Consider the following 14,158-nt stretch of genomic DNA (forward strand, 5'->3'; position numbering starts at 1 on the left):
ATAGCAACCGCCCGAACGGGCGGTTGCTCGCGTTTTCTTTCTCTGTTGAGGTGTTATAATCTCAAAATAGGGGGTGTCGTTCTTGGACAGTTATCAGGAGCTTGAACTAGTCGTAGACAAGATGGTTGAGGAATTCAACCGTCTCAGGAAGGAAAACGAACAGCTCTGGACGCAGCTCGAGACAGCACAGAAAAAAGTTGAGGAATCCGAGCTAAGAATCCGGGAACTTGAACTCCGCCTTGAAAGTGAGTCAAGGACAATTTCTTCATTAATAAAAAGGGTAAGAGGCAGCCTCGTCGAAGACAGCAAGAAAGTATAAGGAGTCGAACAATGAAGCGATCAGTCACTCTGGACCTCGGAGGAAGGAAGTACACTTTTCTTACAAGCGATCCTCAGGAACTCGTGGATCAGGTCTTTTCAAAGATTACGGAGATGTACATTTCAATGAGCAAGAACGAAGAGGAAGTGGGCTATGAGAAGTTGCTTGTGGGGATTTCTGTGAACCTTGCACACGACCTTGCAAGAAGTCAGAATGAACTACTTAGGCTAAAGGTGAAATATGAAGAGGTTCTTTCGGAATACTTCCAGGGACGTGACGAGGTTGAGAAATAGTCTGAGGATCGGAGTCTTCGATTCTGGAATTGGTGGCCTCACAGTTGTGAAAAGACTATTGGAAGCCTTTCCCGAGGGAGTAAGCCTGCACTACTTTGCCGACACTGCGAGGGTACCCTATGGCTCAAAGCCAGTTGAGACACTGAGAAGGTATGTCAGTGAGATCTTCGACTTTTTTGCCCAGTTGGGTGTCGATGCAATCGTCACTGCCTGTAACACTTCCGATTCTATACTCTCTCAAAGGGAGAAGACGGAGCTGACTACTCCATACTTCAGCATCATCGATCCAACAGCGAAGTTTCTTGGGGAGACTGCACCCGACAAGTCGACAGTTGCAGTGATCGCAACTGAGAATACTGTGAAGAAGTCTCTATATTTAAGAAGGCTGTTTCGTTATGAAAGCATCAGCAAAATCTTACAAAGGGCCTGCCCGCTTTTCGTTCCTTTGATAGAAGAGGGAATCTGGGAGGGTGAAATCGTTGATTCGATCGTCAAGTATTATTTGACAGACCTCGCTAAGATTCAACCGGACTTCTTGATTCTTGGATGTACTCATTATCCGTTTATTAGGAGTTCGATCGAGTCGCTTTTGTCTCCCAGGACAAGGATCATAGACCCCGCGGAGTACATTGTCAAGAATGTTGCCGATTGGGCAACGATTTCCTCGCATGATTCATCTACTGTTGAGTATTATGTAAGCGGTAATATTCGCTTTTTCCAGGAGATTCTTGGAAGATATCTAGGAAAGGCGGAAAACGTCAGGGGCGTTGACCTTACGTCTTCAGGGATTGCTTTGAAGGAACGAGTTACATCATGAGCAAGACGGTTTTGATAGGTGGCGGAACTGGTCTCTCTACCTTTGCAAGGGTCCTGAAGCATTACGATAGTAGTTTAACGCTTGTAGTTGCAGTTACGGACGATGGTGGAAGCTCAGGATTTCTCAGGGAAGCCATGAGCATGCCCCCGCCAGGGGATGTAAGGAATAACGTGATTGCTTTGGCTGATGATGAGGAATTCCTAACAAAAGTCTTTTCGTACAGATTTGAGGCTCGCGCTATGAATGGTCATTCTCTTGGCAATATAATTATTGCAGGTCTTACTGAGATGTTTCAGAGCTTTCCAGAAGCGGTCCTCGCAGCCTCAAGAATGCTGAATATCAAAGGGAGAGTCTTGCCCGTAGCTGACGATCTTGTGCATCTTGTGGCTGAGATTGATGATGGATCATTCATTAAGGGAGAGTCAAAGATATCGGCTGCCGGAAAGAGAATTGAAAGGGTATTTCTCGATAAGGCTGTGAAGGCACTTCCAGAGGTTTTGGACGCAATAGAATCTGCAAAGACGGTAATTGTGGGCCCCGGCAGCCTGTTTACAAGTGTTGTACCCAATTTCCTGGTTTCCGGGGTCAGAGAGGCCTTCGGGAAGTCTAGAGCAAATAAGGCCTACATATGTAACATTATGACCCAACCTGGGGAGTCTACAGGTTTTTCACTTGCCGATCACGTCAATGTCGTTGAAGACTATAGTGGGGTGACTTTTGACATGATCTTTTGGACTGAAGTGGGAGAAGTAGAGCCTGCCGTGCTGAATAGGTATTATGAAAGGGGTTCTATGCCGGTGAGAAACGATATGCTTACCGATACTCGAGTTAGGGTAGTTTCAGGCGGTACTGCAGAGCTGATTGATGACGGACGGAGCCGTCTGGTCGTTCGTCATTCGAGAGACAGCATTCTGTCGATCCTGAAAGAGCTGAATCTATTGGGAGAGGAAAAGATGTGAGCTATGCCGACAAACTCAAAGAAGAGCTTTGTCATCTCCCGTTGGACGACCAAGACGAGTGCAGATCTGAATATCTGGGTTTTGTTAAGTCGAGAGGGACATTACGATTAAGAGGAAGTACCGCTTTCCTCGTTATCCCGCTTACATCTATAACGAGTCTTAAAAGGCTGTTTCAGATTTCGAAGAAGCTTTCCATGCCGATTCATGAAACACAGGTAATAGAAGAAATCAGATTAGGAAGAAAGAGAGGCGGAGAGCTTAGTTTTCGCTTTGAAGAGGTAGAAGAGTTCCTCCGAAAGAATGGCATTTCAGTCAGAGATGACTCCATACCAGAACCCGTTAGAGATGATCCGGTCTACTTCGGTGCGTTCATCAGGGGACTGTATTTGGCTGGAGGTTCGATTGTTGATCCATCCAAGGAGTATCACCTGGAAATAACGCTTGATACTACTGAGGCTTTTGTTAGTTCACTGAAGGAGTACATATCAGACAATTTCAACATCAAGATCGGAATAGTAAGAGTAAGAGATAAGTTCAAAGCATATGTGAAGTCATCGCTTGACCTAATAGAACTGCTTTCTCTCATGGGGGGAAAGAAGACGGTGACGAGACTTTCGAGCGCGGTCGAAGTAAGAAAGATCAGGAGCGATGTAAGCAGGACTCTGAATTTCCTTACAGCAAATGCAAACAAGTCTGCTCAGGCAATGGCAAAGCATGTAAGAGCCATAAGAATCATCGATAGGAAGTACGGCATCGACAGATTGGATGAGGATCTTCGTCAAGTTGCAATCCTCAGGATTGAAAACGAGGATCTTAATCTGAGAGAGCTGGGCGAGATTATGAATCCGCCGATGAGCAAGTCAGCAGTATATAATAGGTTGAAGAAGCTCATGGCATTGGCGGAAGAGTTGGGAGATAGCTAGATGAAATGTCCTTTTTGTGGTGGAGATTCGACAAGAGTTCTTGATTCAAGGCCGACCGATGAAAGCACTTCCATTCGGAGAAGAAGAGAGTGCGAGAGTTGTGGTGCAAGATTTACTACCTACGAAAGGTATGAGAGGCTTCCTTTCTTAGTTGTTAAGAAGGATGGAAGGAGAGAGAAGTTCAGCAGGGAGAAACTCCTAAACGGGCTACTCAGAGCCTGTGAAAAGAGGCCCATATCTGTAGACACAGTCAACAGGATAGTAAATCAAGTAGAAAACGAGGTAGTGAAATCGGGAAAATATGAAGTAATCTCAAGCGAGATTGGTGAAATGATAATGGCGGAACTTAAGTCCCTGGATAGGGTTGCCTACGTCAGATTTGCATCTGTTTACAAAGAATTTAGGGACATAGACCATTTCATGGATATAATTGAGGAACTCAGAGACGATAGAGATCGTTGAATGGAGGGATTCAGTTCGTGAAAAAGCAGGTTATCTACCTCACGCAGGAAGGTTTCGACAGAATGAAAGAGGAGCTCGAGAGCCTAAGGAAGAAGCTCATGTATGATATTGCGGAGCGGATTAAGGAGGCAAGGGAGCTCGGAGACCTTAGCGAAAATAGCGAATACGACGAGGCTAAGAACGAACAGGGAAGAATCGATAGCAGGATAAAGCAGCTTGAGGAAATTCTGAATAATGCCGAGATTATTGAAGATGACGGAGATACAAGCTCTGTGAAGCTCGGTTATGTAGTTGAGCTTCAGAATATAGAGACAGGCGAAAAATCTCAGTTCAGAATTGTTAACGCACAGGAAGCCAACATTTTCGAGGGAAAAATCAGTTCCGATTCTCCGATTGGGCGGGGAATCCTGACTCACAAAGTGGATGAAGTGGTGAGGGTGAAAACCCCTGCAGGCTGGGCTAAGTACAAGATTCTTACCATCGGCAAGTGATGGGGGATATTTATGGGTGAAGAAGCACGAAGACAAAGAATTGAAGAGATTAATCAGATGCGCAATGAAGGAATCGAGCCGTTTCCGTATCGTTTCGACAAGACTCATTGGGCAGATCAAATCAAGAGAGAGTTTTCCTACCTCAAGGACTCCGAAACAAAGGAAGATACGACTGTAAGAATCGCGGGAAGAATCGTGGCGATGAGAAACCACGGAAAATCAGCCTTCTTTGTTATCCGAGATAATTCCGATAGGATCCAGGCCTATGTAAGGCTTGATGGGGTCGGTGCCGAGAACTTCGAAGTCTTCAAGAAATTTGTGAATATCGGAGATTTCGTCGGAGTAGTCGGTTTCCCATTCAAGACTCATACAGGTGAGATGTCGGTCTTCGTCAAGGAATTTGAAATACTCTCAAAGGCGATACGAATGATGCCCGAAAAATGGCACGGAGTAAGGGACAAGGAGATAATCTACAGGCAGAGATACGTCGAAATGCTTTCAAGCGATGATGCTCTCAGAAGGTTCAAGGTTCGTTCGGAACTGTTCAGGCTTGTTAGAGAGTTTCTTCAGTCTAAGGATTTCATCGAAGTGGATACACCAATGCTCCACTACTTGACGGGAGGGGCATCAGCAAGGCCTTTTAGGACTTACATAAACGTTTTTGAATCGGACATGTATCTTAGAATCGCCGAAGAGCTATTCCTCAAGAGGTATCTCGTTGGTGGATTTGAAAGGATATTTGAAATCGGAAAGAATTTCCGCAATGAGGGAGTATCCTACAAGCATCATCCTGAGTTCACTATGATGGAGCTGTATTGGGCTTATGCGGACTACAACGACATAATGGACATCACCGAAGAGATGATCAATTACGTCGTGCGTGAAATCACGGGTTCTGAAAAGATTACATATCAGGGAAAAGAAATCGACTTTTCCAGACCATGGCGAAGAGTGAGGATGGCAGATTTTATCAAGGAGAATCTAGGCGTAGATATTTTGAAAGACTCCGATGAAGAACTAATAGCCATTCTGAAAAAGAACAATACTGAACTCGAAATCAAGGAAAGGGGCCACTTGATTGAGAAGCTCTGGGATCTCGTCGAACATAATCTTGTGAATCCCACTTTTGTGACCGAGCATCCGGTGATAATCTCCCCACTGTCGAAAGTCCACAGAGAAGATTCTAGAGTGACCGAAAGATTCGAGTTGATAATCAGCTCAATGGAAATGGCCAACGCCTTTAGTGAACTGAACGATCCGATAGAGCAGTACAACCGTTTTCTTCACCAGGCTAGCTTGAGAGATATTGGAGACGAGGAAGCTCAGATGATGGATCAAGACTTCATAAGGGCTCTTGAATACGGAATGCCGCCTACTGGAGGCTTGGGGGTGGGTTGGGATAGAGTAATCATGCTTGTTACAGATTCGCCGTCAATTAGGGATATCATTCCGTTCCCGCTCGTGAGACCGATCTCTTTTGATGAAGAAGAGTCGCTAAGCGACATCGAGGATCTGTAGAGGTGATTTTATGAGTCTGTTTGATCGAATCCAACAAGAGATGAAAGAAGCCATGAAATCCAGGGATTCCCTGAAAACCAACACACTTAGGGGAGTTATCGCTTCAGTGAAGACATATCTTGCGTCTTCTGAAGAAACAAGAGGCGCAGAAGTTACCGATGAGTTGCTGATAGATCTCATTGCGAAGGAAGCTAAGAAACGCGAAGAATCTATTGAGGCTTACGAGAAGGCCGGGAGAGACGATCTCGTTGCAAGCGAATCGGCAGAGCTGGAAATCCTTAAGCGATTTCTTCCTGAGGAAATGACCGTTGATGAAATTCGGAAACTTGCATTGAAGACGATTGATGATTTAAAGGCCAATAATCCGTCAGATCTGGGCAAGGTAATGAGAGAACTGATGGCTAGACTGAAGGGAAGAGCAGATGGCAAGCTGGCCAACAGGATCGTAAGGGAGCTCCTTGAAAGCAGATGAGAATTGAGTTCCTGACTGCAGAAATCGGGAGCACCACTACGGTGCTCTCTGCTTTTTCTTCTGACGCTTCTGGATCGATGAGGTTTCTTGGACAGGGTGAATCCTATACTACAGTTGATGAGCAAGATGTGACAATTGGGATAGAGAAGGCTTTGAGAGCTCTTAAGATATCTCTTCGCATTGACAGTCTTGAATGGGATGCATTCCTCGCATCTTCGAGTGCGGCCGGTGGACTCAGAATGACGGTTCATGGACTTGTTTATGATATGACAGTAAAAGCCGCCAGAGAAGCGGCGCTTGGGGCTGGCGGAGTTATCAAGTTGGTAACTGCTGGCAAGCTCTCAGAAAGAGATCTGAAGAGGATAATGGAAACAAGTCCTAAATTGATTCTTCTTGCGGGCGGGGTAGACTATGGGGAGAGAGAGACGGTAGTGCGCAACGCTGAAGTTCTAGGAAACATAGATCACGAAATCCCCATTGTCTATGCAGGCAATTCCGCGGCAGCCGATGAGGTGGAGGAGATAATCTCGCAGAAGGGGCGAGATATTCACATTGTAGATAATGTGTACCCTCGCATAGATGAACTCAATGTCGAGCCTACCAGAGAAGTAATCAGAGAGGTTTTCTCGAAAAACATTGTAAAAGGACCTGGTATGGAGAAGATCTACTCAATGATCAACAGACCAATAGTTCCTACTCCAGCTGCGGTAATGCTTGCAACAGAGTTATTTTCCAGTTTTCATGGGGACGTTGTTGCTGTAGACATAGGAGGGGCTACAACGGATGTCGATTCCGTTACAGATGGAGACCCCAAAATCGCTTCAATGCTGGTTTCTCCTGAACCGAGATCCAAGAGAACAGTTGAAGGAGATCTGGGGATCTACGTTAATGCCCGTCACGTTGTTGAACACATAGGCAGGGACAAACTGAAAATCGAGTTTCCTCATCTAGATAAAATCGTGAGCAACCTTACTCCCTATCCCAAGGACGCTAATGATGAGGCGTTCTCTGCTCGTTTGGCAACGTATTGTTTCGAGACTTCAATCAGAAGACATGCCGGAGGCCTCAAGCAGTTCTTTGGGCCGACTGGAAGAATAGAAGTGGCTTACGGCAAGGATCTGACTGCCGTTAGGTCAGTAATTGGCACAGGAGGAATTCTCAGCAGGTCTCGGTTTGCCTCGAAGATTATGGAGAGTATAAGAAGTCTATCGGCGAAACATGAAAAGGAACTCCTTCCAAGAAAGGAAGTCAGTCTTTTCAGGGATAGAGACTATATTCTTGGAGCCATAGGTCTGATATCTACTGTAGACTCTTCGTCTGCTGCGGATCTTGCGAAAGCTTCTTTAGAAGAACTTGTAGACATTTGATTGGAGAACGATCCTTCTAGAGTGATTGACAAGCATTTCACCAGGGTGATAGAATCTCCATGAATGCGGGTGTAGCTCAGTTGGTAGAGCATCAGCTTCCCAAGCTGAGGGTCGCGGGTTCGAGTCCCGTCGCCCGCTCCATCTATTTCACATCATAGACCATAAGAGTTGCTTCACCGAGTTGACGGGACTCTCTGAGTTTCATTTCCATTTTACGACTAAGGTTTTCTCCCAACCCTTTGATTCCCTTGCTCAAGATGGGTTCAAACGTGATATGGAGTTCGTTGATTAAACCTTGATTGGCGAATTGATCAAACGTTTCTGCTCCACCTATTAGGCATACCTCCTTGAAACCTCTCTTCTCAAGCTCTTCAAGTAGTTCAAGGAGCGTAGTCGAAGTAAAGAGCAATTCTCTCGAGTTCCGGTATCTCTCCGGATGCCTTGTCAAAACTATATTTAACCTTCCGGATAGAGGTCTTCCGATTGCCTCGTGGGTTTTTCTACCCATAATGACTACTCCTATTCTTGATGTTAGAGATTTGAAGTACTTCTTATCTTCGCTGGATGTCCATTCGCTTCTGTCATCATGAGACAGCGCAATTTTACCGTTTACCGTGCTTGCAAATACTGCAATAACTCGCAGGTTGAACACCTCCCGATCCGCATTTGGTTTCATTACTCGTTGATTGTATCTTTTTTCCCCAACTTCTGGCAACATTCCGAGAGTCAGTTTCAGAAAGATGTGTTATTCTTCTTAAGATGGGAGTGTGAAGGACATCAGGAAGATTAGGTGGCTATTTGTCGTTACGTTGTTGGTCGTAATACTTGGTGCTTGCAGTGACAGTACGAGTCACAGCTTGTCAATAGTGAACATCGAATGTGAAGGTACTATGTGTTATTTGAAGCTGGATGTGTCTTCTCCCGGCAGAGACCTTCCTTCGGTTCTGGTTACCGTCGGTCGATCGCCCCTTGACGGCAATGATGGAATGAAGTTCAAAGGCTCGGAGATCTCCTTTGAGCTGAAAGAGCATGGCACTCATTCGATTTATGTGACTCTGATCGAGGGAAAGAGATTCTTGACTACGCCGGCCTATGCGAAAGCAACCGTAAATCTTCAGCCACCTAACGCTCCGGTATTTCGATGGAATCTCGCACATGGAGAGGTGACTCTGACTTTGGAGACAGAGACCAATGGTTCAGTTACCGACTACCTTATTCTCGTTAACGATACCGAATATGGTTCATCGGATGGGGTCTTTACTTTTCCTATTGAGAGGGACAACGAATACATAGTAAAAGCATTCTCAAGATCTGGTTCCATCACTTCAAAACCCTCAGTAATTGATTTGAGACTTTCTGAGGATTTTCCTCCTGTCGTCGACCTGTCAATAGGACAACCGTATTTGGGAGGGTCACTTGGAGCAGCAATAAGCGACGATTGGGACAGCGTTGCCGATCTTTCGATTAGGGCCTATATTGAAGAAAGTGGAATCCCCCTTCTCTTTGACGGGACAAAGTTGATTCCGGAGATACCTCTTCCGGAAGGACTGAATACTCTTGTAGTTAAAGTGATAGACTCTTCCGGCAACAAGACCGAATGCAGAAGACAGATTCAAGTTATTCGCAAGACTTCGGTTGATCTTCCCGAGCTCTATATTGAAGAGGGTACAATCAGAAATGCAAGATGGAGTGCTTCAGAAGGTCCGGTCGAATTGCAGAGATACAGAGATGGCGAATGGATAACACTTTCTACTCATATGCCAAACGAAAGGTCTTCTGTGATAACCAAGGAAAGCATATCTGAGAATGGCGACTTGTACAGAATTGTTTTCGAGTCAGATAGAGAGAGATTCATGCCTTCAGTTCCGGTGTTCGCGAAAGAAAGTCTGTTCAGGAGATTCAGTACTGAGGTTATCTCGTCCTTCTTGGGAATGGACGCTCTACTAGTTGGAGGTAACGACTACAGGTTCTACGGAAACATTGTTGTAAGAGACGGATCGGTGATGAGAGCCGAATCTGGCTCTTCTCTTACAATTCCTAAGGGTAACACCCTTTTGGTGAGCGGAGTTCTTGATCTAGAAGGGCGGAAGGATCGAATTTCGGTGAACCCGGGAGGTTCAACCGGTACTATTGAAGTTGCAAATAATGGGGTCCTGATTGCGAGAAGCGTGGATTTCAACAACACCAGAATACTGGTTAAGGAAGCTGCTGTAGTTGTCTTTGAGAATTGCACCTTTTCCAGAGGGCTCGAGATAGAAGGAGCGCGTACTGTCCAGATATACGGGAGCAACGTTAAGGGCGAAGTTGTCGTTGAGAACGTTAGAGAAATGCTTGTTCATGTTAGCGACTTTTCGGGAACCGAAGTCACTTTCAGCAATCTCGGAATGGCAATGCTCTCCAGGAGCGATATGAAGTCTCAGACCCTTCGAGTTATCAACTCGCGGATCGAAGTGGTTGATTCTCTTATCGAATCGAAGAGTGTTCTGGTGAACAAGACCTCCCGATTCTCATTTATCGGAGGTCCGTTGATCGATACAGTAATTGAAGTCTCCGGTGCGTCTTCTCTTCATATTGATGAACCTCAAATAATCGGAAGTGTTACGATCGACATTAAAGAGCTGTCGCGTCTATCCGTTCAGAAGAAAGTGGAGGGGTTACTCGAGATTCTTTCAGATGAAAAGTCTGCAATCAAGGTGTTCTGAGCTATGGGAATGAGTTTTAGAGAATTCGATCCGCATGTTCTTGAGCGATTGAAACTGGATTTCACTTCTCCTCATGCTCGTGTAAACCACGGCACGGTATTATTATCCTGGTTTATTGATCCCCCAAAGGGCTCTAGGACTGTTCTTGAACTGGGTTCTGGGAGTGGAGCAATATCGATCTTTCTTGCGAAGACCTTCGGCCTGAAGGCTACCGGGCTGGAGATCGATAGAAATCTCCGCGATATTTCGGTCAAGAACTCATATTCGAACTGCGTGCAAGAACTCACAACTTTCATCAATTGCAATATAGAAGAATACTTGAGAGACAAAAGTGAAGAGGTCTACGATGTAGTGATCGCTAATCCGCCGCATTTCGTTCACTCAGGAGTGGAAAGCCCCGATGAAAGAAGAAACATTGCAAGAAGGACCGATCGTGAATCCGCGAGAATATTCGCCTTTGCCACAGGTAGACTCTTGAAGAACAGAGGCGCGTTCTTTTTTCTGCTGCATCCTAGAGATATGACGAAGTGGTTTCGTCTTCTGGAGGATCAAGGTCTTGGGATTCACAGAGTACGTTTTGCACATGGATCTCTTGACAAACAAGCTCAGCTAGTTCTTTTGAGCGGAAGAAAGGGTTCATCGTCTGAAGTCGTTGTAGAACCTCCAATAGAGATGAGGTGAAAGCTATGTTCGTTAGTATAGAAGGAATAGACGGATGTGGAAAGACCACTCAAATCAAACTCCTCGAAGAGTATTTGAGTCTATTAGATGTGGAGTTTGCAATTGTCAGAGAGCCTGGAGGAACTAGAGCTGGCGAGGAGATCAGGGAGATACTTCTCCACAAGGATTATCCTTTATGCGCCGAATCGGAATTGCTCCTATTCATGGCTGCCCGCGCTCAGATTGTCAGAGAGGTCATAAAGCCAGCTCTTGAGAGCGGTCGCATAGTCATCGCCGACAGGTTCATGGACTCATCAGTTGCTTATCAAGGAGTCGGAAGATGTCTTGGGCGTGAGATTGTCCAGTTGATGAATTCTTTTGCAGTGGCAGACACATTACCTGACATCACCTTGTATATTGATGTACCGGCTGATGTTGCTATCTCGCGGATGAGAAAAGAAAGGAAAAATGATAAAATAGAAGTAGAGAGTTTAGAGTTTTTCGAAAGAGTAAGAAAAGGATACGAAGAATTGATGGCTGAGAATAGAGAGAGATTTGTTGTTATAGACGGAACAAACAGTGAAGAGAGAGTGCAACAAGACATCAGAAAGGCTTTGTCAGTTTTCTTAGGAAAGAGGAAGCCAAATGGGAGGTGACGATAATGTACTTCGACAAGTTTTCTGAAGGCGCTGCCCAAGTATTTGTGACAGCCCAGGACGAGGCTAGAAGTCTCGGCCACCCTTACGTTGGAACTGAACACCTCCTCCTAGCGATCATCAAGGTTGATAATGAGCAAACAACTAGGATTCTGAGAAACTACTCGATTACATACGAGAGAATCTCCAGAGAAGTTACTTCTATGGTTGGAACGAATGTACATCAGTCTGTAGTTGGGGCTCCACAGATGACCCCGAGAGCAAGGAGAGTTATCGAGCTAGCAAATGACGAGTCGAAGATGCTCGGACAAGACAAGATTGATGTGGAACACATTATGCTCGGGATCGTTCGCGAAGGAGAAGGAATCGCGGCCCACATTTTGAAGCAGATGGGAGTGAACTTGTCGCAGCTTAGGAGAGAGATCATTGAAAACATCACGGGCGACTGGGAAGAAGGAGGAAGTGAGCAGCCTGATAATGTTTTCGTTCAACAAAGTCCGACAATGAGTTCAGCGATTAAGCAGCTTGAGGGCTTTGGCACCGATCTTACTGCTATGGCCAAAGCGGGAAAACTAGATCCGATTGTTGGTAGAGAGATTGAAAGGCAGAGGCTAATGGAGGTTCTTTCCAGACGGAAGAAGAACAATCCCGTCTTGATTGGAGAACCTGGCGTCGGAAAGACGGCGATTGTTGAAGGACTCGCACAAATGATTGTTGATGAAGAGGTTCCCGAGACACTCAAGAATAAAGTCATTTTTGCACTGGATGTAGCTTCACTCATAGCCGGGACAAAGTACAGAGGTGAATTTGAGAAGAGACTGAAGAAACTCATCCATGTTGTGAAATCCAACGGGAATATCATTCTGTTCATAGATGAAGTCCATACGATAGTTGGCGCTGGTTCGGCTGAAGGTGCCGTAGATGCTGCAAATATCCTAAAGCCAGCTTTGGCCAGTGGGGAGATTAGATGTATAGGCTCGACAACTCCTGATGAATACAGGAAGTACATAGAAAAGGATGCAGCTCTGGAGCGGAGATTTCAGAAAATCTATGTGACCGAACCGTCTCCCGAACAGTCTGTAGAGATTCTGAAAGGTATAAGACACAAGTATGAACTTCACCACAAAGTTCATTATACAGATAAGGGTCTGGAGGCGGCGGTAACTTTGTCACATAGGTACGTGTCTGACAGATTCCTTCCTGACAAGGCAATAGACATCATTGACGAGGCAGGTTCCAGGGCCAGACTGAAGAAACTCACAGTACCGAATGAGTTGAAGAACATGCAGGGAGAGATCGAGGTTCTTAAGATAAAGAGAGAGACAGCTGCAGCAGATCAAGAATATGAGAAGGCGGCTCAGCTTAAAGAGAAAGAACGTCTGATACAGCAGAAATATAGAGACGGTTATAACGAATGGAGAAGCAGGGTCGATTCCGAGATAGTAACTCTCGATGATGATGAAGTCGCCGAGATCGTATCCAATTGGACTGGGATTCCGCTCAGAAAACTTGAGGAGACCGATAGCGAGAAGTTGCTGACTCTTGAATCCGCGTTACACGAAAGGATAGTATCCCAGGACGAAGCAATTACCGCCGTTGCAAAGTCAATTAGGCGTGCTAGGAGCGGTCTTAAAGATCCTAGAAGACCGATTGGAGCCTTCCTATTCTTAGGTCCTACAGGAGTCGGAAAGACTGAACTAGCGAAGGCCTTAGCCGAGTACTTGTTTGGGGATGACAAGGCCCTTGTCAGGTTCGACATGTCGGAGTATATGGAAAGGTTCTCCGTTTCCAGGCTTATTGGAGCACCTCCAGGCTATGTTGGTTATGACGAAGGCGGAACCCTGACAGAACGAATAAGAAAGAGGCCTTTTTCGGTGATACTTTTTGATGAGATTGAGAAGGCACATGCCGATATTTTCAACATTCTTCTACAGATAATGGACGATGGTAGACTTACCGATTCGCAGGGTAGACAGGTCGACTTCCGGAATACCATAGTTATAATGACAAGCAATTTAGGCGGGGAATTCATAAACAAAACGAAATCTTCGATAGGTTTTGTCGAGTCTATTCAGGAGGAAAAAGAATATGAGGCCATGAAAACTTCTGTCCTCGAAGAGGTAAAACGAACTTTTAGACCTGAGTTCCTTAACAGACTCGATGAGGTAGTAGTATTCCATCAACTAACCAAAGTTCAGATTAAGTCGATAATCGATATACTAATGAACGATATGAGAAAGAGACTTAAGGAGAAACGCTTGAGATTGCTTCTTTCGGAAGCAGCTCAGGACTTTCTGGTCGATGAAGGGTTCAACCCTGTATATGGTGCTCGACCACTGAAGAGAGCTATCCAGAAGTACGTTGAAGATCCTCTTTCCGAAGAACTTCTCAGAGGAAGATTCCAAGAAGGGGATCTAATAACGGCTGAAGTTGACAACAGAGTTCTCGTCTTCAAGAAGAAGAAGGATGAGAAAACTGAAGTGAAAGCAGTTACCTAGAGCTCATTCCAGATAAGATAG

15 protein-coding genes and 1 tRNA gene are annotated in these 14,158 nt (G+C 45.4%); 15 read left to right on the forward strand and 1 reads right to left on the reverse strand.

The genetic code is table 11. The features are described 5' to 3' along the window. The first annotated feature begins 73 nt into the window (after positions 1 to 73). The 11 genes from B3K91_RS10815 (at position 74) to B3K91_RS10865 (ending at position 7,762) form a co-directional block, all read left to right on the forward strand. A complete protein-coding gene (locus B3K91_RS10815) occupies positions 74 to 319 on the forward strand; it encodes a hypothetical protein (protein ID WP_292592961.1) in 246 nt (81 codons plus the stop codon). Positions 320 to 330: 11 nt separating this feature from the next. Then, on the forward strand, positions 331 to 612 hold the full coding sequence (locus tag B3K91_RS10820) for a cell division protein ZapA (RefSeq protein ID WP_214079081.1): 282 nt from the start codon (positions 331 to 333) through the stop codon (positions 610 to 612). Next, positions 602 to 1,429, forward strand: a complete 828-nt coding sequence (gene murI, locus B3K91_RS10825) for a glutamate racemase (protein ID WP_214079082.1) — start codon at positions 602 to 604, stop codon at positions 1,427 to 1,429. Before B3K91_RS10820 ends, murI begins: the two co-directional genes overlap by 11 nt. Then, positions 1,426 to 2,388, forward strand: coding sequence for a gluconeogenesis factor YvcK family protein (locus tag B3K91_RS10830; protein WP_214060784.1), 963 nt, complete (start codon positions 1,426 to 1,428; stop codon positions 2,386 to 2,388). Before murI ends, B3K91_RS10830 begins: the two co-directional genes overlap by 4 nt. Continuing rightward, complete coding sequence (whiA, locus tag B3K91_RS10835; RefSeq protein ID WP_214079083.1) at positions 2,385 to 3,311, forward strand: DNA-binding protein WhiA; 927 nt, start codon at positions 2,385 to 2,387, stop codon at positions 3,309 to 3,311. Before B3K91_RS10830 ends, whiA begins: the two co-directional genes overlap by 4 nt. Continuing rightward, positions 3,312 to 3,773, forward strand: a complete 462-nt coding sequence (gene nrdR, locus B3K91_RS10840) for a transcriptional regulator NrdR (RefSeq protein ID WP_214060782.1) — start codon at positions 3,312 to 3,314, stop codon at positions 3,771 to 3,773. Positions 3,774 to 3,790: 17 nt separating this feature from the next. Beyond that, the gene (greA, locus tag B3K91_RS10845) at positions 3,791 to 4,264 is read left to right on the forward strand and encodes a transcription elongation factor GreA (protein ID WP_099828686.1); all 474 of its coding nucleotides are present in this window, start codon (positions 3,791 to 3,793) and stop codon (positions 4,262 to 4,264) included. A gap of 12 nt (positions 4,265 to 4,276) precedes the next feature. After that, positions 4,277 to 5,782, forward strand: a complete 1,506-nt coding sequence (gene lysS / locus B3K91_RS10850; protein WP_292589850.1) for a lysine--tRNA ligase — start codon at positions 4,277 to 4,279, stop codon at positions 5,780 to 5,782. A 10-nt stretch (positions 5,783 to 5,792) separates the two neighbouring features. Continuing rightward, positions 5,793 to 6,254 carry a GatB/YqeY domain-containing protein gene (locus B3K91_RS10855; RefSeq protein ID WP_214060780.1) on the forward strand — a complete coding sequence of 154 codons (462 nt, stop codon included), beginning with the start codon at positions 5,793 to 5,795 and terminating at the stop codon, positions 6,252 to 6,254. Further along, positions 6,251 to 7,621, forward strand: coding sequence for a GlmL-related ornithine degradation protein (locus B3K91_RS10860; protein ID WP_292589849.1), 1,371 nt, complete (start codon positions 6,251 to 6,253; stop codon positions 7,619 to 7,621). The genes B3K91_RS10855 and B3K91_RS10860 overlap by 4 nt, the downstream gene beginning before the upstream one ends. A 65-nt stretch (positions 7,622 to 7,686) precedes the next feature. After that, positions 7,687 to 7,762 (forward strand) — tRNA-Gly (locus tag B3K91_RS10865). Position 7,763: 1 nt separating this feature from the next. Here the strand turns inward: B3K91_RS10865 and B3K91_RS10870 are convergent. Continuing rightward, a complete protein-coding gene (locus tag B3K91_RS10870; RefSeq protein ID WP_292589848.1) occupies positions 7,764 to 8,273 on the reverse strand; it encodes a dihydrofolate reductase family protein in 510 nt (169 codons plus the stop codon). Between the two features lie 115 nt (positions 8,274 to 8,388). Here B3K91_RS10870 and B3K91_RS10875 point away from each other — a divergent pair, with 115 nt between their 5' ends. Genes B3K91_RS10875 through B3K91_RS10890 form a run of 4 tightly spaced genes read left to right on the forward strand, consistent with a single transcriptional unit; the run spans position 8,389 to position 14,137 of the window. Next, positions 8,389 to 10,323 (forward strand): hypothetical protein, encoded by a 1,935-nt coding sequence (locus tag B3K91_RS10875; RefSeq protein WP_292589847.1) that lies wholly within the window; start codon positions 8,389 to 8,391, stop codon positions 10,321 to 10,323. Between the two features lie 9 nt (positions 10,324 to 10,332). Beyond that, positions 10,333 to 11,004, forward strand: a complete 672-nt coding sequence (locus B3K91_RS10880; protein ID WP_243392200.1) for a tRNA1(Val) (adenine(37)-N6)-methyltransferase — start codon at positions 10,333 to 10,335, stop codon at positions 11,002 to 11,004. 5 nt (positions 11,005 to 11,009) lie between these two features. After that, on the forward strand, positions 11,010 to 11,639 hold the full coding sequence (gene tmk / locus B3K91_RS10885) for a dTMP kinase (protein ID WP_099828681.1): 630 nt from the start codon (positions 11,010 to 11,012) through the stop codon (positions 11,637 to 11,639). A gap of 5 nt (positions 11,640 to 11,644) precedes the next feature. Next, positions 11,645 to 14,137, forward strand: coding sequence for an ATP-dependent Clp protease ATP-binding subunit (locus tag B3K91_RS10890; RefSeq protein ID WP_214079086.1), 2,493 nt, complete (start codon positions 11,645 to 11,647; stop codon positions 14,135 to 14,137). Positions 14,138 to 14,158 lie beyond the last annotated feature (21 nt).

The organism is Mesotoga sp. UBA5847 (assembly GCF_002432735.1).
GTDB lineage: Bacteria > Thermotogota > Thermotogae > Petrotogales > Kosmotogaceae > Mesotoga.

What these genes read in the sequence shown, in the direction of transcription:
- B3K91_RS10830 (WP_214060784.1), top strand. Translation starts at nt 1,426, where the DNA reads ATGAGCAAGACGGTTTTGATAGGTGGCGGAACTGGTCTCTCTACCTTT.
- tmk (WP_099828681.1), top strand. Translation starts at nt 11,010, where the DNA reads ATGTTCGTTAGTATAGAAGGAATAGACGGATGTGGAAAGACCACTCAA.
- B3K91_RS10820 (WP_214079081.1), top strand. Translation starts at nt 331, where the DNA reads ATGAAGCGATCAGTCACTCTGGACCTCGGAGGAAGGAAGTACACTTTT.
- B3K91_RS10880 (WP_243392200.1), top strand. Translation starts at nt 10,333, where the DNA reads ATGAGTTTTAGAGAATTCGATCCGCATGTTCTTGAGCGATTGAAACTG.
- B3K91_RS10855 (WP_214060780.1), top strand. Translation starts at nt 5,793, where the DNA reads ATGAGTCTGTTTGATCGAATCCAACAAGAGATGAAAGAAGCCATGAAA.
- nrdR (WP_214060782.1), top strand. Translation starts at nt 3,312, where the DNA reads ATGAAATGTCCTTTTTGTGGTGGAGATTCGACAAGAGTTCTTGATTCA.
- lysS (WP_292589850.1), top strand. Translation starts at nt 4,277, where the DNA reads ATGGGTGAAGAAGCACGAAGACAAAGAATTGAAGAGATTAATCAGATG.
- B3K91_RS10860 (WP_292589849.1), top strand. Translation starts at nt 6,251, where the DNA reads ATGAGAATTGAGTTCCTGACTGCAGAAATCGGGAGCACCACTACGGTG.
- B3K91_RS10890 (WP_214079086.1), top strand. Translation starts at nt 11,645, where the DNA reads ATGTACTTCGACAAGTTTTCTGAAGGCGCTGCCCAAGTATTTGTGACA.